Origin of the sequence: Kribbella rubisoli, assembly GCF_004217145.1 — a bacterium.
Classification (GTDB): Bacteria; Actinomycetota; Actinomycetes; order Propionibacteriales; family Kribbellaceae; genus Kribbella; species Kribbella rubisoli.
Window position 1 is genome coordinate 603,506 of the sequence record NZ_SHKR01000015.1, and the last position, 18,216, is coordinate 621,721.

Annotated in this window: 16 protein-coding genes; 1 reads left to right on the top strand and 15 read right to left on the bottom strand. The window is 66.7% G+C overall.

The features are described 5' to 3' along the window. Window positions 1-16: 16 nt before the first annotated feature. From EV645_RS32225 to EV645_RS32280, 13 genes are all read right to left on the bottom strand, one after another. Window positions 17-376, bottom strand: coding sequence for a GPW/gp25 family protein (locus EV645_RS32225; RefSeq protein ID WP_198681994.1), 360 nt, complete (start codon window positions 374-376; stop codon window positions 17-19). Between the two features lie 93 nt (window positions 377-469). Further along, window positions 470-3,538, bottom strand: coding sequence for a hypothetical protein (locus EV645_RS32230; protein WP_130447807.1), 3,069 nt, complete (start codon window positions 3,536-3,538; stop codon window positions 470-472). Beyond that, complete coding sequence (locus tag EV645_RS32235) at window positions 3,535-5,115, bottom strand: hypothetical protein (RefSeq protein ID WP_130447808.1); 1,581 nt, start codon at window positions 5,113-5,115, stop codon at window positions 3,535-3,537. Before EV645_RS32235 ends, EV645_RS32230 begins: the two co-directional genes overlap by 4 nt. A 4-nt stretch (window positions 5,116-5,119) precedes the next feature. Then, window positions 5,120-5,782 carry a phage baseplate assembly protein V gene (locus tag EV645_RS32240; RefSeq protein ID WP_130447809.1) on the bottom strand — a complete coding sequence of 221 codons (663 nt, stop codon included), beginning with the start codon at window positions 5,780-5,782 and terminating at the stop codon, window positions 5,120-5,122. After that, window positions 5,782-6,867: a phage late control D family protein gene (locus EV645_RS32245; RefSeq protein WP_130447810.1), complete on the bottom strand. Its 1,086-nt coding sequence runs from the start codon at window positions 6,865-6,867 to the stop codon at window positions 5,782-5,784. Before EV645_RS32245 ends, EV645_RS32240 begins: the two co-directional genes overlap by 1 nt. After that, window positions 6,860-7,033 (bottom strand): hypothetical protein, encoded by a 174-nt coding sequence (locus EV645_RS41985; RefSeq protein ID WP_157997202.1) that lies wholly within the window; start codon window positions 7,031-7,033, stop codon window positions 6,860-6,862. Before EV645_RS41985 ends, EV645_RS32245 begins: the two co-directional genes overlap by 8 nt. Continuing rightward, the gene (locus EV645_RS32250; protein ID WP_130447811.1) at window positions 7,030-8,313 is read right to left on the bottom strand and encodes a CIS tube protein; all 1,284 of its coding nucleotides are present in this window, start codon (window positions 8,311-8,313) and stop codon (window positions 7,030-7,032) included. Before EV645_RS32250 ends, EV645_RS41985 begins: the two co-directional genes overlap by 4 nt. Continuing rightward, window positions 8,310-8,939, bottom strand: coding sequence for a phage tail protein (locus tag EV645_RS32255; protein WP_130447812.1), 630 nt, complete (start codon window positions 8,937-8,939; stop codon window positions 8,310-8,312). The genes EV645_RS32250 and EV645_RS32255 overlap by 4 nt, the downstream gene beginning before the upstream one ends. A gap of 3 nt (window positions 8,940-8,942) precedes the next feature. Further along, the gene (locus tag EV645_RS32260) at window positions 8,943-10,922 is read right to left on the bottom strand and encodes a phage tail sheath C-terminal domain-containing protein (protein ID WP_157997203.1); all 1,980 of its coding nucleotides are present in this window, start codon (window positions 10,920-10,922) and stop codon (window positions 8,943-8,945) included. A gap of 2 nt (window positions 10,923-10,924) precedes the next feature. Further along, a complete protein-coding gene (locus EV645_RS32265) occupies window positions 10,925-11,383 on the bottom strand; it encodes a phage tail protein (RefSeq protein WP_130447814.1) in 459 nt (152 codons plus the stop codon). A 34-nt stretch (window positions 11,384-11,417) separates the two neighbouring features. Further along, window positions 11,418-13,247, bottom strand: a complete 1,830-nt coding sequence (locus EV645_RS32270) for a phage tail sheath family protein (protein WP_130447815.1) — start codon at window positions 13,245-13,247, stop codon at window positions 11,418-11,420. Window positions 13,248-13,268: 21 nt separating this feature from the next. Beyond that, a complete protein-coding gene (locus tag EV645_RS32275; RefSeq protein WP_130447816.1) occupies window positions 13,269-14,186 on the bottom strand; it encodes a hypothetical protein in 918 nt (305 codons plus the stop codon). Then, window positions 14,183-14,791 (bottom strand): Pvc16 family protein, encoded by a 609-nt coding sequence (locus EV645_RS32280; RefSeq protein WP_157997204.1) that lies wholly within the window; start codon window positions 14,789-14,791, stop codon window positions 14,183-14,185. The genes EV645_RS32275 and EV645_RS32280 overlap by 4 nt, the downstream gene beginning before the upstream one ends. Window positions 14,792-14,909: 118 nt before the next feature. On the opposite strand from EV645_RS32280, the gene EV645_RS32285 reads away from it, so the two are divergent. After that, window positions 14,910-15,824 carry a hypothetical protein gene (locus tag EV645_RS32285; RefSeq protein WP_130447818.1) on the top strand — a complete coding sequence of 305 codons (915 nt, stop codon included), beginning with the start codon at window positions 14,910-14,912 and terminating at the stop codon, window positions 15,822-15,824. Window positions 15,825-15,899: 75 nt separating this feature from the next. Here the strand turns inward: EV645_RS32285 and EV645_RS32290 are convergent, their stop codons facing one another. Both EV645_RS32290 and EV645_RS32295 read right to left on the bottom strand, forming a co-directional pair. After that, window positions 15,900-16,556 (bottom strand): AfsR/SARP family transcriptional regulator, encoded by a 657-nt coding sequence (locus tag EV645_RS32290; RefSeq protein ID WP_157997205.1) that lies wholly within the window; start codon window positions 16,554-16,556, stop codon window positions 15,900-15,902. A gap of 765 nt (window positions 16,557-17,321) precedes the next feature. Next, window positions 17,322-17,813, bottom strand: coding sequence for an SLATT domain-containing protein (locus EV645_RS32295; protein WP_157997206.1), 492 nt, complete (start codon window positions 17,811-17,813; stop codon window positions 17,322-17,324). Window positions 17,814-18,216: the final 403 nt, after the last annotated feature.

Below are 18,216 nucleotides of genomic sequence, written 5' to 3' on the forward strand. Positions count from 1 at the left end.
CTGTGCCGTCGCTGCGCTACTGGAGGTAGAACGGGTAGACGAGGTTGTCAGCACGCAGATCCGCGGAGCGGACGTACGAGATGCCGATCCACACCAGGGTTGGTTGCTCGCCGGGGGTGACCGACACCTCGACCAGGCTGATCCTCGGCTCCCAGGTCGTCAGCGCTGCTTCGACATCGTGCTGGATCGCCGCGCGCGTAGAGACCGTGTTCGGCGCCATCAGATAACGGCGCAATCCGCACCCGAAGCCCGGAAGCATGAGCCGCTCGCTCGGCTCGGTGTCAAGAATGGTCTCGATCGACTGCCGCACCAGATCCATCCCGTCGACCCACCCGAGCCGCCCCTCGACCGGCCGCAACGGCGCCCGCACCCCCACCCCCAGCCACCCGTCAACCGGCGACCGAGCCCCCCCAACCACCTCACCGAACCCCATACCCCGATCCTCCACACCAACCGTCACCCACGCGTGTCAGGCGTTGTATCCGTCCAGCTCGGCTGCCTTCGGCAGATCGATCGGGCCGAAGGAGTAGGGCCCGGAGGGATCCTCGAGACCCTTCGGAACTGGGGAGAGTGCCTTCACCGAGACTGTGATGTGTTCGGGGTAGTTGGTCGGGTTGTACTTGGGATTGACCAGCTTCTTCATGATCTGCTGGTCGTCCGTGGCGTGATACTTCACGTGCGCCTCGAAATGGAATCGACCACCCGACCTTGCCGCGGCCTTGAGGCGCTGCTCATATCTGCTCGACATCGCAGAGTTCACCTGGTGCGGTGTTGAGACCAAGTTCCATCTCTCACCTGGCCCATCCAGCCATCCGCTCAGAAGGTGAGCTCGATCCCAGATGGCGGCTTTAGCGTAGCCGAGCTCGGCCCATCCTGCAGGATCCTGTTTGGGCTCGAGGTAGTCGGACACGCCGACTTCGAAGGAGATGTAGGTCCCTCGGTCCTCGGACTGCGAAGTCTTCGGTTGGCGGTCCCGGTGTGTGAATAGTGAGGGAACGACCACGACGAAGTTCGGCTTCCCATGCTGGTATGCATCGAACATGCGCCGCCCAGACTTCGTCTGGCTCTCGAGCACGACGACCCACACCGACCCCGATGATCCGCCGAAGTCCTTCTTCTCCTGACGCACGTCGAACACTTTGTGCTGCCCCGCCGGCGCGGAGCCGCTCGTGATCATGTCACCCTTGTTGACGTTGGGCTCCTTCTTCGGTTGATCTGCGAAGTACTTGGCTGCAAGCGGGCCGGAGGTGGTCGCGGCCGGAACACGTGTTTCTGCTGTTGGGTTGACGGTTGCTCTGATGTGCCAGTTGGGGCCTTCGTGGGTGGCTTCGGCGGTGGTGAAGCCGGCGGCTTTCAGTTTGCGGAGGGTGGCGGCCATCTCGGTGTCGTCCTCGGGGTGCGCCTTTGCCGCCTTCATTTCCGCGAGGTAGACCTGCATGGCCTGCTTGGTCTTGGCGTCGTTCTCTGCTTTGGGGGTTTGGGCGTGGTCGGCGGGAGTCTTGCCGCTGGGGCCGCCGGGCTTGGAGGCCGTGGCGGGAGGCTTGGCGGTGCCGGGGCTGAGTTGGGGAGGGGCGGCGGCGGTTCTGGAGGTGGATTCGCTCCAGGTGCCTTTCTTCTGGGCGTCGGTGGACTTCTTGGGTGGGACGTGGTCGCTGACGAGGTCCGTCAGGAAGCGGTCGGCGTTGAAGTCGACCTTGCTGAACTTGATCTCGGGGATCTTGCCGGAGCCGAGGACGTGTTCGACATCGGCTCCGATGCCGAACTCGCCAGGCAGTGGGTACTCCAGCTGACCCAGCGGCCAGGTCCAGCGCTTGTCGGGGGCGGGAGACCACCATGGACTGTCCAGGTCGACGAAGAGACCGCCGCCCAGCTGCAGGAACGGCTGCGCTGCGATGTCGAGGTGACCGCCGAGGAAGAACTCGCCCTTCTTGCCGGCCTGCGGGTCGGCGACCTCGCGGTAGCCGATCCGCGGCGTGGCATCGACATAGCCCCGGACGCCGGCGAGTGCGCCGAGTGCCACACCGATCTTGATGTCGTGGTCAAGAATCTCGAGCCCGGCCCCGCCCTCTGCTACGAGCCGCAGCCCGGCGAACGCCGAGATGTTCAGCGTGCCCGTCAGGCCGAAGCTCTGCAGCACAGTCGGTTTGGTCGACCAGGTCCCGGTCATCTCCATGTTCGTCAACGTCGCCGGTCCCAGCTTCGCCAAGGCCTCCAGTCCGATGTTCGCGAACACGAAGACGTTGCCGACAACCGGTACGCCGTACACCGCCCGCACCTCCACCTTGGCGAGCTGGTACTTGTTGTCCCGCTGCTCGAACAGCGGCTTCGTCAGCTTCGGGGTGATCTTGCCGACGATCGTCACATCACCGTCAGCATCCACGAGAACGCTCGCCTCGCCGGTCAGCCACTCAGCGAGCCGGACGTTCACGGTGCCCCAGCCGACGAGCACGCGCGGTCCGGGCTTCGCGGCGACGGCCGCACCTGGAGCCGGCCCGGCGCCGGCCGCGGCCGGCGTAGCTGCAGCCGGCGCCGGAGCGGCGCCTTCATGCGGCTTGGTTCCCTCGGCCGCGGGTGCGGTGGTCTTGACCTCAGCCGGTGTGTGCGCGGTCGACAAGGCCTTGGCGTTCTGCTTGTCGGTCGCCGCGATCGTCACACTCCCGTCGAACTTCTCGTTCATGTAACGCACTGTCCCGATCACGTCCACGACGCCGTTCGCGTACGACGCTTCGACCTCTCCGCTGAAGCCCTTGACCGACAGGGCGACGTTCACCTTCCCGGACAGTGACCCGTCTGCGCCGCGTTTGATCGGCACGGTGATCGTGACCAGACCCGGCACCGTTCCGGTCGCCGTGGCGTCGAAGGTCACGATCTCGTTGTGCAGGCCCAACGAGCCACTGCCACTGAGGAAGCCGCCGATCTTGAAGCTGAGGTTCTTGAACTCGAGACCGAGGATCGTGCCGTCCAGCTGGTTCTTGGCGATCGGCAGGGACAACGAGTCGAGGCCTTGCAGGCCGAGCAGCGCAGCGTGCTTGCCGAGCTCGCGAGATATCCCGCCGGGCTTGAGCAGGTGGCCGCCGACGCGAACTGACACGTAGCCGCTGACCCCCTGTGAACCGACATCGATCGCCAACACAGGTTCGACACCCGCCGAGCGCAGCGGCGCGAGCATCGGATGCAGGAGAGGCACCGACTGCGTCTCCTCGGTTCGCAGTCCCTTGGAAGTTGCGTGCACAGTGATCGTCCCGGCCGCCATCGTGCCGAGCCGCACGCGAACCGGAGCCCCGTCGCGCGCCTTGACGTAGTCGACAACGTTCGCCGGCGCCTCGATGGGAGACCCGCCGACCAGCGCCAACTCGTGCGGCGGCGCCCCTGCAGGCAACAGCGCCGGGGTTGGTGCCGGTCTGGCCGCGGGTGCGAGCGCGGACGCGGTTGCAAGAGCGCCGGGAGCCGGCGGAGCCGTCGATCGCGGTGTCGGAGCCGGAGCCGTCGATGGGACGCGAGCCGACCGCTGCTCGCGGACGGGCGGTGCGAAGTTCACCTTCTGCCATCCGGATCTGAGCACAGCGGATCGGGCGGCTTGGATTCAGACACAAGTGCCTTCGCGTCATCTTCCTGTGGGCCGAGAGCATCGATCAGGGTGCGGGCGTTGGCCGGCTCGAAGCGCGACTCCGGACGCGCAATCCGCGCAGTTCCGCGGAAGCCGAGAAGGGAGTCCAACGTGTCACGGGCGGCAGCTGTCTTCGTGCCGTCCTTGGCGGTTGCGAGAGTGGCCAGAGTCCCGCCGTCGGTGTCGAAGTGGTCGCGCAGCACATTCATCGCCTGCGCACTGGGCGGCAGACAAACCTTCAGCAGGAGCAGCCACCACAGCTGGAACACGAGGACGACGACGGGGAGGAAGAGACTGAAGACGAAGAATCCGACGATCGCGAACAGTTCGAGCGCGAAGGTACAGGTCTGCGCCACAGTTCCACCGACAGTTCCCCCGCTGGGCGAGCCGTTGTCCGGGTCGAACGAGAGCTGCGACGCCGGTGGCGAGGTGATCGCGACGCCGCCGGTGGACGGCTGACCGGCTCGAGCCGCCAGTGCCCGGAAGTCGGGCATCGAGATCGACACCTTGTGGTTCTTGGTGCCCTCAGGGTCGAAGAACGCAGCAAGCCGATAGGGCTCGGACGGAGCGCTCCAATAAATATCCGGCGGGCACGGTTCTGGAGCGGGCCGGAGGGCTCGGCAGACGATCTCGTAGGTGGCGAGGTCGTCGTACCGAGGCTGTCCGACCGTGCCGCGAACAGGGATCGCGTGATCGAACGCAGTCCCGTGATCTCCGGAGTACGTCGGTACGACGCCGAACCAGAGCGATCTCGTCCGCGCGGCGTCGCACAACGCGGAACTCGTCGGGATGCGCCACATCGGCACCAACACCTCTGCGAGCGCGTCCTCGAGGTCGAGTCGCTCTGCCGCGGTGATCGGCCGATCAGGCAGCGGACGGCCGTCGCGATCGACGTCGACCCACCCCTGCCCGCCGAGACGGTTGGTCATCCACGCCTGCTTGCCCGGTGGGAGCAGAACGGCCGGCGACAGTTCGGGGACCGGTGCGTGCGCGACGGTTCTGCTGCGCAGCACGTCTCGTGCCATTCGCCGTACCTGACGCTCGGTCAGTCGGGTCGACGTGGTCTGACGGCGTACGGCGAACGCCATGGTGAACTCGTCCGCCGGGTTCGGGCGGGGGAGGCCGTCGTGGTCGCAGAAGACCTCGACGACCACGGCGTAGAAGCGATCGTGGCTGGGCTGGAAGAGCTTGCGCGTGCCCATGCGTACGAAGCTGTGGGATGCGAACCGCATCCGGCCGGTGCCGGCCTTCTGCTCGGACAACGGTCGCGACACCGTGACGGTCCATTCGTCTTCCGCTCCGAAGACAAGGGAGTCGCGTGGATCCGCGATCATCCGTTGTACGAGGTCGGCGGTGTCGTACATCTGGATGGTCGGCTTGACCGCGACGGGGTCGAAACGATCGATCCGCAGTCGTTCGCATTGGTACCACGGAGTCCGCAGGGCCAGCGGATGATGACCGGCCAGAGGTAGGGCGGTGACAGCAGCCGGCTGTGTCAGCGTCGACATGGCGTCACCAGATGTTCCCGGCGCCCGGGCTGTAGGCAGGCGAGGTAACCATCTGCTCCGCGACCAGCATGCCGCATTTCACGATGCCGCTGAAACTCGACACGGCGGCATCCACCTGGACCATCGGGGAGGTGATCTTCACCGTCACGTTGGCGTCGACCTCGACGTCGGTGGCGGTCAGCTTGATCCTGCACCCGGTCGCGTGGGTGATCGTGATCTCCTGAGCAGCCGCGTCGAGCACGACCGCATGGCCGTTGGCCATCGTGATCCGGACCTTCGCCGCCCCGGCGGTGTCGTCGAACTCCAGCCGGCTGTCCGCCCGCGATCGCAGTACCCGGATGTTGTTGAGACGCTCGGGATCGTACGGCAGCGACTCCTTCCCGTTCCAGGTCGCACCGAGGATGTAGGGCCTGCGGAGGTTGCCGGCCTCGAAGGCGACTGTGACCTGGCTGCCGACTTCCGGAAGCACGAGCAGCCCCTGGTCGTCGTCCGCGTACGGCGTGCACAGCGTGGCCCAGGCACGGACGTCCACGCCGTCGTTCCCGAGCCATGGGTACGAAACCTGAATCCTGCCGAGTGATTTCGGGTCGACCAGGTCGGTGACCAATGCGGGGTAGACGCCGTGATACGCAGGTGCGGCGCCGTCGCGAGGCTGCGGAAGGTCCATCAGGCCACCTCGTTGAGGGTGGCCCGCTGCGCCGTGAACTCGGTACGGAGTCCTTTGACTAGATCGAACCGATGGCAGACCGAGGTGACGTAGTACCCCTCACCCTCGAAGGGCTCTCCGACCAGCCGCAGGGTCAGGCGTGAGCCGACGACGAGGTCAGGAGTGCCGTTGGTGACTCCGGTTGCGGTGACAAAGGCTCGTCCACGCCGGAGCATCTCCGCCCTGGCCCACGCAGACGCCTCCTCAGATGTCAACGGGACCTCCCGCACCCGGGCAGTGACCGACGTGCCCAGTGCCGCGGTCACGATTGCGGCGCCGGATCGGCCGGGGATCGCCTCGGCCTCGACCACATCCTTGTCCGCGCGCTCGCTGATGACCGAGCGCTGCGTCGCGTCGTACCCGCTGACCACCACCTCGCTGCGCTGTGCCGAGAGGTCGGCGGTGAAGCGGGCGCTGAGCAACTGAGCGCCCTTGCTGAGGGTCACGGCCGTGGCCTGCCGGGTCGAACGAGAGCGGAAGTGAAGCGTGGATCCGGTGCACCACAGCTCGGCCTGGATCAGCCGGGCGCGATCGCGGAGGAACGCGAGATCGCTCTGGTTGAGCTGCTGCACCACGTCATAGCGTGGCCCGTCGGCTTGCACGTCTGCATCGAGCCCGTGCTCCCGGGCGATGTTCGAGGCCAGCTCGGCGTCGGTGATCTCGGACCAGGAACGCAGCCGTCGTGTCATGCGCAGCCGCATCAGCGCGTCCTCGGCGAGGACCGCGACGCGCTGCGGTTCGCCGTCGCCGATCTCGAGCTCCAGCGCCGAGATGGACCCGTCGAAGGCGAATCGCTGTCCGGAATCGGGGCCGATGGCAACCTTGATGGATCGGCCGAAGTCGACGGTCGAGCCGTCCAGGTGCCGTAGCCGTGCAGGGGGACCGTCGTCGCCGGCGCCGACCGCGAGGAACTGGGCTTCGAGAGTGCGCAGTCCGGCGAGGCCTTCGCGGATCTCGAGCCGTAGGCAGTCTCTGCCCAAGGTGTGGACGAGTGTTCCGTCGACAGTGAACACCGGAGCCTGGACCTGGACCGGCCGCTCAGTCATCGAAGTCCTCCGCGGCAACCCGGGCCGCCAGCCACTCGGCGCGAGCAGCGCGGAGCAGGGTCTCCTCGGCCAACGCAGCAGGATCGCGCCGGTCCGGTTCGACGCGGGGCGCCGGCGTGCTCGCACTGATCTCGGTCCGCAGCTCGCGTACGTAGACCGGCGTCATGACGCACCACCTCCTGGCCTCCACCGCAGTATCGGCGTGCGTGCGTCACGGCCGCGTTGCTCGCAGTCCTGGTCGGGCCAGGCGGTGTTCGGAAGCCGTTGCCAGGGTGGCGCCCCGGGACCGACATCGAGCTCGGTGGACCGGGCTCGGGCGCTGATCGCCGATGACCCGCCGAGGCTGGCCTGCGAGGCTGTCGCCGGATAGGCACGGCGTTGCAAAGGGACGGCCCTGCCGTAGGTCAGCTGCCGCGGGTCGATCGGGGCGTCCAGGGGAGCTGCAGTCGCGAAAGCTCCGGATGGTACGGCGAATCCGGCGGCAGTGTTCTGTATGTCGGCGTCAATGGTCTGCGCACGGACGATCTGCTCCGCCCGTGCGAGACCGCCGGCAGCCGCCAGAGCGAAGCCAGCGGTGCGCGGATCGACCCGGCCCGGGGACGGGTCACCGAGGGCAGCCGCCAAGGCGTCTGGTGTCGCGGCTGTGGGGGCAGCGGCGAACTGCTCGGCGGCCGAGCCCACGGCCCCGTTGAGCCCGGACGCGTTCTCGGGCCCGATGGTTACGGGAGCTCCCGCGGCGAGGCCGAGCGGGCTCTCGAGACCTGACATCGCGGCGCGCCAGGTGGACGGGTCGCGCCCGAGCCGGGCCAGCAGTTGCTGGGCGCTTTCCCCCTCGTGGGCCTGAACCACATTCTGCGGATCGCGCGTACCGGTCTGCCCGGGTGCCGCGCCGTTGAGCTGCTCCGGTTCCTTCGCGGCCGCCTGGTCACGCCTGCCGTTGCCGGATTCCATGCGCTCGAAGGTGAAGTCCTGCTCCGAGATGCTCAGACTGACCTTGGCATGCAGTGCGGTTCCGTCCGGGGCGAAGTAGTCGAGGTCCTCGGTGACTTGGTCGACGATGCCGTTGAAGATCAGCCGCCCCCAGGTGAAGCGGACCGCCGGCGAGGCATCTGTGGGCTTCTGCTTGGGCGGCTCCACGAACTGCCGTACCAGGGCAGTCCACTGCCGGACGTCGACATGCTCACCGTTCGCGCCCTGTTCGCTGGTGTCGAACTCGAGATCGAAGGCGAGGGTCGCATGCTCCTGTGCCGGGTGCTGCGCCTTCTGCGTACCGGTGGTGACGCCCCCTCGGTCTACGTTGTTCCGGCGAGTGATCTTGAGCGTCGCAGGGTTCAGCTGCACCGAGATCGCGTCCCCGTCGGGGCGGACCAGGGCGGGTGCGTCCTTCTTTCCGGCCGGTACCCGGGTGAGGCGTTGCAGGGTTGCCCGGACGAGCTCCGCGGTCATGGTGCCTCCTCCAGACGTAGTCCTTCATGCGAGAGGTGCAGCTCCTCCACCGCGACAGCTCCGGTCACTGCTTGGAGAGTGGGTCCGACGACCTTCACCGGTAGAGCGCGTACGAAGGTCCACCGCGCGACAACACGCTGGAACGTCGGGTCGTACACCGCGATCCGCCCGTCGTACCGCGGCAGCGGCACCTGGCCGGCCACCATCGCGGTCATCCAGCTCCAGATGGCGGCGTCGGCGTACCCGCCGCCGACCGGGACGAGCATTCCGCGCTTGAGCACGATCGGCGCATGCTTCACGCGTCCCACGCGGCGTACCGACGTGTCGTTGGAACCGCCTTCGAGCACCTCGTGGACGTCGGCATCGAGAGTGAGCCCGGCACATTCCTGGAACCCGCCGTCGCCGAGGCGGTCATCCGGCCCCGACGTCGGCCCGCCGGCCGCGGGCGGCGCTGTCGTGGAACCGGCTCGGGAACCTCCGGTGACGGGTGCGGGCGGTGCAGCGGCCGAACCGGCCGCCTTTGCGTCGAGCTGCGGCGGTGCTGCTAGCGTGCGGCCAGGGAGGCTTCTCGACAGGGCGATCTGGAAGCGAAACGCCTGGACCAGCTCGACCTGTTGCTCGGACACAGCTCAGACCTCCACACCAATGGTGCCGGCCGCGTCTCTACTCAGCCGTATGACGAGGAACTCCAGCGGTGAGGACGGTGACACGCCGACCTCGGCGACCAGTCGACCCTGCTGCTGCAACCAGGGTGGGTTGAGGGCGTCGTCACAGTGCACCCAGAACGATTCCTGCTCGGTCGCCCCCGCGAAGGCCCCGTCGCGGTAGAGATCTCTGAGCAGTAGCGTCACCGCCTGCGTCAGGTCATGTCGCAGCGCCGGCGTGTTGGGTTCGAACGCGAGCCACTGTCCGTGCCGCTCAAGCGCCAGCCGCAGCATCGTCATCAGCCGTCTGACACTGAGCTGCCGGAGATCCGGATTCATGCTGAGCGTACGCGCGGCAGTCAGCAGGAATCCGTCCCGTTCGGCACGAAAGACGTTGATTCCCAGCGTGTGCAGTCGATCGTGCTCCGCATCGCTGAGATCACGGGCGACCCGCACCGCGTCGATGGCGATTTCGGCGGCGGGGCCCCAGGGGAGCCCGAGCCGGCGTTCGCGGGCAGCCGTGATCCCCGCCGCCGCGGCGGAAGGTGCTAGCCGTCGCAGGTGCCGGCCGCGTCGGTCCTCGGCGATCGTGGCAAGCCACGGGTGGTACGCCGCGGCGTAGCTGCTGTCGAAGGCAGCCCGCCATCGCGCGAGATCCCGGTACGCCAGCCCGTCGGGGACGTCGAGCAAGGCGACGAACCGCTGCTGTCGTTCGGCCAGCGCCACCACGCGCCGTTGACGAACCATCGCCGTGTCCAGGCTGCTGCCGCCGCCTTCCAGCAGGACGGCCGCGGGCTCGACGGGCTCGTACTTGATCGGCTCCTCCATCCCCTCGCAGGTCCGGAAATCCGGGTACGTCGGCAACCGGCTCGATTCGACCTCCGCCGGTGTGACGACCGTGTCCCACAACAGGTCCGGCGCGCTCAGCAACGCGATCTCGGGCTCGACACTCATCCTGTCGACGCCGTAGAGCTCGAGGTCGTCGGCGCCGCCGCCAACCGGAAGGAGCTCCGGCGCGACATCACCGAAGAAACTACCTGGACCGATCCGGTCGAAGCGGTCGACAGCCCGGACGGCGAGCTCGGACCGGGCCGCGCCGAGTCGGGCGTCGGGCGGAACAATTCGCTCCGGCCAAGGCCCGTGCGGCCGCACCAGCAAGGATTCGTTGCTGAGCACGACTCGCATCGCACGCGGATGACGGAGGCTCAGCCCGAGGCCGTCGAAGCGCTCCTGCCGGCGGACATCGGCGGCAGGGTCGGTGATGCTCATGCTGGCGGTGATGACGTCGACGTCGAGACTCTGCACCCATGGCTCGCCGACGCCGAGGTCCGGCACGCCGGTGAGGTCGTCGTGGAGCACTACGACCGTGGCCCGGCCGCCGCGACCGTCTTCACGGACCGCGCTCGACTCGACCCAACGGAACGTGGGATGTCGTCCTTCGTCGAGCCAGACACGCAGAAGGGTCCCCGGCGCCAAGGCCAGCCCGGCGGGCCTCGTTAGCTGCCGGCCGCCTCCTCCAGCGGTGAACCGGGACGTGGCGACGAGGGTGCAGGTCACAGCCAGGTCGTTGCCCCAGGCTCCTTCGTTGGCAGCATCCAGCAGCAGTTCGACGGGCGCGGTGCGTTGGTCAGGTCCGGACAACGTCAGTCGATGCACGGCCACGGCATCGTCAACCCCTGCCCCGGATGCCCGCGGCAGGGGTGAGACCCGGAGGACCAAAGCCCGTGCGCCGCCCTGCGCGAAGAACGCGTGGACGGCAGTTCCGAGTCCGCCCGGCGACTGGCCGATGTCGCCGAACATCCATTGGTACTCCGACCACGAGGTCACCGGCGTCGGTACGTCGATCGGCCCGCGTGCGGCAACCCCGACGAAGCCGGCGACGTCGAGCCGCACGGCAGCGAACCCGGGTGACGACTGCGCCTCGCCCAAGTAGACCCCGGGCGCTCCGAGTTCGAGGCCGGTCATTCTCATAGCGAGATGAATTCGATCTGCTGGAGCGTCAGGACGAGCGCTTCCGTGGCGACGGCGTCGGTACCGCCCTTGGCCGACAGCGTGGGGCCGGTCCACTTCTTCGGCTGTGTCGTCCGCAGTACCCACTGACACACCGGTGTCCGAGCCTCGTCGAGCAAGGTTACGGTGACGGTCCGAGGATCGTACGTGCCCTCCCGCGTCGCCTTGATCCACTCGAACAGTCTGAGGTCGCCGATAATGCCGCGCTTGAGCGTGACGTCGTTCGTCGTGTGGACGTTCGGGATCTTGCGGACGTGGTTCTGCTTGTCGTTACCGTTGCGGTACTCGGAGAACTTCACTTCGACCTCCGCGCCGGAGAAGTCCGAGAAGCCTCCGGAGATCTGGTCCTCGCCGCCGGTGTCGCCGAGCTTCACCATGAAGTTGAAGGCGCCGTACGGGTTGTCTCGCAATGCCATCTCACCCTCCAGTCTCGAGTCTCACGGTGCCGGGTTAGCTGCGCCGCGAATCGGCGGTCCACTGACCAATGCGGAAGATGACGAACTCTGCGGGATACGTCGGAGCGACGCCGATCAGGCAGATCATCCGGCCGTTGTCCAGATCGTTCTGCGTCATCGTCGTGCGGTCGCAGCGCACGAAGAACGCCTCCTCCGGACGGGTGCCCATCAGCGCTCCGGTCTGCCACACCGTGATCAGGAAGTCCTCGATCGTCTGGCGGATCGAGCCCCAGAGTCGTTCGTTGTTCGGCTCGAACACCGCCCACTGCGTGGACTTGTCGATCGAGTGCTCGAGGTAGATGAAGAGCCTGCGGACATTGACGTACTTCCACTCCGGGTCGGACGAAATCGTCCGTGCCCCCCAGACCCGGTTCGCGCGCCCCTCGAAGAACCTGAGCGCGTTGATGCCCTCAGGGTTGAGCACGCTCTGGCGCGCATACGTCACGTTGGTTACGAAGCGGGTGATGCCCAGTACCACCTCGTTGGCAGGAGCCTTGTGCACCCCGCGCTCGATATCGGACCGCGCATAGATTCCAGCCACGGCACCTGACGGCGGGATGTCCAATGTAGTCGGTGGCATGGACGGGTCCTGCGGCCCCGTCGGATCGATGATACGCAACCACGGGTAGTACAGCGCGGCGTACTTACTGTCGAATTTGGAGCGGAACGCGCGGACCTCGGAGATCGAGCTCTCGTCAGGCGGGTCGACGATGGCGATCCGGTACCGCTGCTGCTCGCAATGACGGATCAGCGCGTCGACGGCAGTCTTCGCACTGTCGAGGTCGCTCAAGTTGGTCGAGTCGGGCATCGCGACGATGGCGATGTCGTCGATCTCGCCCAGCGCGGCGAGACCGGTCGCCGGCGCCAGTCCGTCCGGATCGGCAGGTTTGCCCTCGAGTTCGGTCGCACCAGGTTGGCTACCGTCGGATCCACCGGTCAGGTAAGCGCCGTCGTCGGCGGCCAGCATCGCGGCGAGCATGGCTGTGGCGTCGGGCTCGGGTTGGCCGGGTGGTGTGCGGAGCCAGACCAGCGAGGTATCGTCCGCGGGGTCGACGGCCTGCAGCACACCGCCGATGAATCGCCTGTGCTCGGAGCCGAGCTCGAGCCCGGTGTAGACGTCCAGTCGGTCGCCGAGATGAACCTCGACGTCAGTCGTGATGTGGAAGGCCGCCTGGCCTGCAGTAGGTTGGTTGAACCCACCCTGGCCGTCGCCGTAGCCAAGGACCCCGTTCTGTCGTTCAACGATCAGCAAGGTGCCCGGGGCCTGGTCGTCAGGGATCGTCGGTGCCTGGCCCGCGCCATCCAGGGCAGCAGTCTCGACGGCGGCTCCGGGCAGAACGCCCCGCAGTTGGGTACCGACCTGGATGTTCTTCGAGCGCCTGAACTTCACGACGACCTTGATGTTCGCCCCGACGGATCCTGGCCAGCGCGCGCACCACTCCAGAACGGGTGGGTTGGCACCCGACGGGATGCCGAGGCGTGCGAAGTCACCCACCGGTCCTGCTCCGACCCCGTCCTCGGTCGCGTGGAGAACGCGCTGCACGTACAGGCGCCGCCCGCCATTGCCGAAGAATGCGCGGGCCGCGAGAGCGAGCTGGCAGGGGTCCAGGCCGACCCGCAGGCCGCCGAAGATTCGCTCGTACTCAGTAAGACTCGTGACGAGTACCGGGCCGGTGGCCATCCGGATGTCGTTGGCGGGATGCCGGACCGGACCGTACTGCGTCACTCCGACCATGCCGAACGTACTCGTCGGGACACCCTCGATCGAACGCGATCTGAAGCTGGTCTCTTCGACGTAGACGCCGGGAGTCAGGTACTCGGGCATGGTCGACCTCCTGGGTCTCGATTACGGGGTGAAGATGACGTCGGCGAGGGCGGTGATCCGGCCTGGGACGACGGGGCGTACGACGTCCTGCGCGGATGTCAGGTAGCCGTCCGGTACCGCGACGCCGATCGTGACGTCGTCCTGGACCGGAGGTGGCGGCGGCAGGGGCTCGCGGGGGAGTGGCTCCCGCACGAGGTCCCACAACGGGTCGGTTGCGGTGTTGCCGACTGTCTGTTCGTCGCCCGAGGGCACGTGGATCCGGATTGCAATGTCGACCGGTGCGGACGGTATGCCGCTGCCCAGCCTGTCGAGCAGGACGAGGACCTGCCCGTGTTCGTCACAGTGTCCCCAGCCCAGCCGGTTCCCGGCAGCGTCGAACAGCTCGACGCGAGCCCACCGCGCCGGTTCGCCCTCGCGCAGGACGCGCGTCCGGATGCCGGTCGCACCTCCTGGTACGCCGTACGCCGCCCCGGGCATCAGCCACGGGCGGATGCTTCGGCTCATCGCCGGGATGACCGGACCACTTGGTGGTTCCGCGTCCGGTCTACGGATCTCGCCGAGGGTCCAGATGGGCACGGTGAAGCGGCGCGGTACGAAGCGACCTGCCGGGTCGGTCAGTCGGAGCGCTATTTCCGGCGGACGAACAGGTGACGGGTCGTTCGGCAGTGGTGACGGTTGAGGCGGAATCGTCGGGTCGTGCAGCAGGATGTACGCCGCTGAGGCGCGCACCGGGATGGCGAGCCGCTGCGGATCGATGTTCGGTCGGCGCACCAAAGAGCGTGTCGTTTCACGGCCGACCCGGACACCTGGTGGCGCCGCACGTCGCGTGACGGCATCGACAGGAACGATGGCGAGCGCCAAGCGGTGAGCGACCTCGGTGCGGCCCAGCGAGGTCCCGACCGTACCCAGCGGAGGGTCGATGCCTTGATGGACGGTCACGAGGGCTGCCTGCCGATCGCATCGACCTGATTTCCGATCGTGGTGACCCGCTCGGCCGTCGGCGTGGCGCCGGCATCGATGACGATGACGCGCGCTACGTACGGCAGGCAGAGGCGATAGTCGGTGGTCAACGCCTGGAATGCCTCGCTCATCGAGTCGAGTGCGAGCTCGTCCGGTACCACCTGGACCATGTCGCCGGGGTCCCAGTCACCGGAGGGATCGAGCCGCGGCCCGGTGAGCAGGCTGTTCGCCTCGAGAATCCGGGCCGTCAGCCCCAGCCACTCCAGTTCGTTCTCGACGACCTGGTCCCACGCCGAGATCATCAGATGCATGCGTAGCGGCACCCGTGGGATCCCGTCGCCAGCCGCAACTGCTGACCATCCTGGCCTGGTCTCCCGATCGACGCTGATCCGGTAGCAGTAAAGGGAGACCGCCGGGAACCTGATCACAGCGGACGGACTGCTGTTGACCTGATCGAAGTCCGCGGTGCCCGCGAGCACGGCGGTCGGACACCGCAGCGGCGCCGGACGCTCGCTGCGGAACCCGAAGTTGAGAATCTCGACCACGCTGCGGCCCAGCGCGGCCAGCGCCTTGTAGCCGGCCATGGAAGCCATGCTCGGAGGCGCCCGTCACCACCGCGTCGCGGACGGTGCTATGCAAGGGCGACGGCCCCGTGACAACCCATCGTCAGACTCGCCGGAGAGGTCGACGAAGGAGGAGACGATGGGTACCGAGACCGACACACCGCAGACCACCGGTAACTGTGCCGGGTGCGACCCGGGTGGGCTCGCCTGCAGCACCGAGATGTACAAGCGACAGGCCGAGGTCGCGGAGGAGTCGGCAAAGGCCCTCGACAAGTACCAGGAGAAGTTCGAGTCGGCCCGGGCCGCCTATGCGAAGGCGCGCGCTGACGCGAAGGCGGATGTGGAGAAGGCGAAGCAGGACCTCGAGACCGTCAAGCAGGCACTGTGCAAACTCAGCATTGAGGATCGCAAGTGCCTTCGCGACTCCTACAACAAGGTGTACCAGGCAATCAAGGACTGCAGCGGTACGACCGGTGGTTGCTGTGTCGGCGACTGCTCGTACCCGACCGAGGCAACCGATAGCGAGACCACGAGCAGCCTGGCCGGCCTGATCGATCAGTACCGTCAGGCGGCCGCAACCAATCAGGCCTGCTTCGCGAATCTCATCAAGCTTCTTGACACCATCCCGGCCGAGATCACAACGCTGAAGAAAGACGTCGGAGATCTCGTCGACCAGGTCGGCAAGGCGGCTGACAAGGACGTGCTGGTCCGGCTCTACGCGAAGTATCTGGTGGTTCGGCTCGGCCTTGAGGGTGACCGTCTCTTCGGTGGTTTCACCTCGGTGAACGCGTACGTCGATTGCCTCTGCCGCGCGATGCAGTGCAGCTACGCCGCCTGGCAGGCCGTCATCGAGCTCGAGGGCCGTAAGGCCAGGCTCGACTGCGAGGACCGTGCACGGAAGGCTGAGTGTGAGCGCAAGCGCAAGGACATCGTCGAGGACATTCTGTGTGAGTACGAGAAATGCAAGCCCACGACACCGTCGGATCCGGGCACCCATGAACCCGACTGCGGTTGCGGTCAGCATCACGGCGACTCGGTCGACGACGTGCCCTGAGCCGATGATCGGATGGTCGAGCATCGCTAGGACGGTGGGCCGTGGCCGCACGGCCCACTCGTGCGGAGGGCCGGTCTACGGACCGGCCGACGGAGCCTGGGCCTTCGCCAGTCCGACCAGCGCGGCGAGGTTCGGGTCCGGGTCGACTCCGAGTTCACGCCGGACTAGGCGCCAGTACTCGAGATGGATCCTGCGGGCCTCGACGAGGTTGCCTTCGGCCAGATGAGCCTCGACCAGCGTTCGATGGGCGCTCTGCCGCAACGGCTCGACCCGGACGGCCTCGAGTGCCACCTCGATGGCATGCGCGTACCTTCGGGTTTGGACGAGCTGGCGACTCAGTGCCTCGAACGCATGCAGCACTCGCTGGCGAAGTCGTTCCCGCTCGAAGATGACCCAGTCGTCGTACCATCCCGGCAGCAGGTCCAGCGCATCTCCGCCCCAGCGCGGGAGTCGCAGCTCGTCGGCTGAGGCGTGGCCCTCGATCACCCGCTGCGCCCAGTTGTCGATGGTGCTGATGTCCACCGAGATCGCCGGGTCGAGCCACAGCGCACATTTGTCGGCGCGCAGTACGTCGATCCCGGCGCCCTTCAGGCGCCACAGCGACGAACGCAGGTTGCCGGCGGCACGATCGTCGTCGCCGAGGGGCCACAAAGTTCCCGCGGTGAGCCGCCGGTCGACCCTTCCGTCGTGCAGCGCGATGAACGCGAGCAACCGCTTACTTCCCTCCGGCACACCTAGACGGCGGTTGCCCCTGACAACGAACGGCCCGCCGAGCAGACACAGCTGTGTTCCACCGTTGGAGTCGTGAACCAGGGCACCGAGCGCGCCGGCGCCCTCCCGAACCGGCGCCAGCCCCCTTGGAGATACGTAAGCAGTCACAGGAACCCCCCTGTCTACGTGTCAGCAGACTAGATTTTGGGCGTCACCGGGCTGTCACCCGGAAAGCCCCATCGCAAGCTCCAAGACCGGCAGGCGTGCAGACCCGGCGAACATCAAATGCTTCATCCACAGGCGTCGAGCACGTGGCTCGTTCTTCGACGAATTCGTTCGACAGGCTCGTCATGGTGGTTCTCCCTCTCAGATGATCTCGCCGTCTCCGATCAGGAGCCAAGGTCCCCCAGCCGGCGCCCCAGGCTGCTCCTCACCTTGCTCGATACCTGAACACATCCGGAAGTTGCGATCCAGCTCGACATCCGCACAGGGAAATAGTCCTCGTCCGGAACCAACTGCGTGAAAGTTGCTGGCGATCGAGCGGAGTTGGGAAAATCCGTCGACCCTTCCGATCGCGACGTACAAGCAAGCGAACGAGTAGCCGCAGTCCCCGCTCGTCGATCAGTTTGTGCGCGACGCAAGGAAAGATGTCGCAATGGCAGATTGCCTTGCTGTAGGAGTTGCGTGCGGAGTCAGCTTCCAGACGATTTGTGCAGCCTGAACACAGGACTACGAATACGCTCGTCCCAGCGCGGCTGATTCGGCGCGAACTGCTCCGTGACGAACCTAAGCCTTGGCATCTGGTCCTACATCCCGTTGCGCTGAGGCCGCGGCGGTGCGCGCGCGTGCGGGTGATCTGTGGGCCGTACGGTCGAATTCGGCGACCTCCCACTCGACCAGGTCTGCGACGTCCTCGACAAGCTCGGCACAACTCAAGCTCTTGACGTTGAAGAGCGCGACCTCGGTCTTGATGTGTGCCAGAGTCCGGGCTCGTGGCGGTCCGGTGCGTTGCCATCCGAAGATGTGGCGCGCCCCGCCGGCAACCGCCGCGAGGGCGCCGAGAGTTGCTGCCAGCCAGGGAGCCCAACCAGCCGCGGTGGCGACGGGCACTGCCGCCGCTGCGCCAATGGCAATGATTTCCAACGTGTAGTTACCGTTGCGGGCGACCAGCGCCGCCGTGCTGTACCACTGCAACTCATCGCACACGTACTGAGGGATCTCGCACGCGACCTTCGGCTTCGTCCCACGGTTACCGGAGGATTGCTCATCGGGGACCATTCCTCGATGACACCACTGGCTGGAGCCCACCGCCAGAGTTTGCCTCGATGGATAACGTGAATGCATTGACGCAGCGCCTGTCATGCCAGCTCGGGCAGCGCGAAGCAGACCGTGGGCGATCTGGCCCGGTTCAAATGATTGAATGCCGATCAATTACATCGGTTATGAATCGCCGCGCTGAGATGCGGATCCCGCATGTCCACGCCTTGCACGAACTTGTCCGGGTTGTGGACTTTCTCTCCACGCCGGCACTCTGCCAAGTCCTGCGCAGCGAGCCTCTTCACTGCCATGCGCCAAGGCGCCATCGGCTCACTCGAGTCGATGGAGATTTGGGTCGTGCGGCATAAGTCCATACAGCAGCACACCTGTCAGCGATCTCCGTTGGCATTGGCGTCGTCCTCTT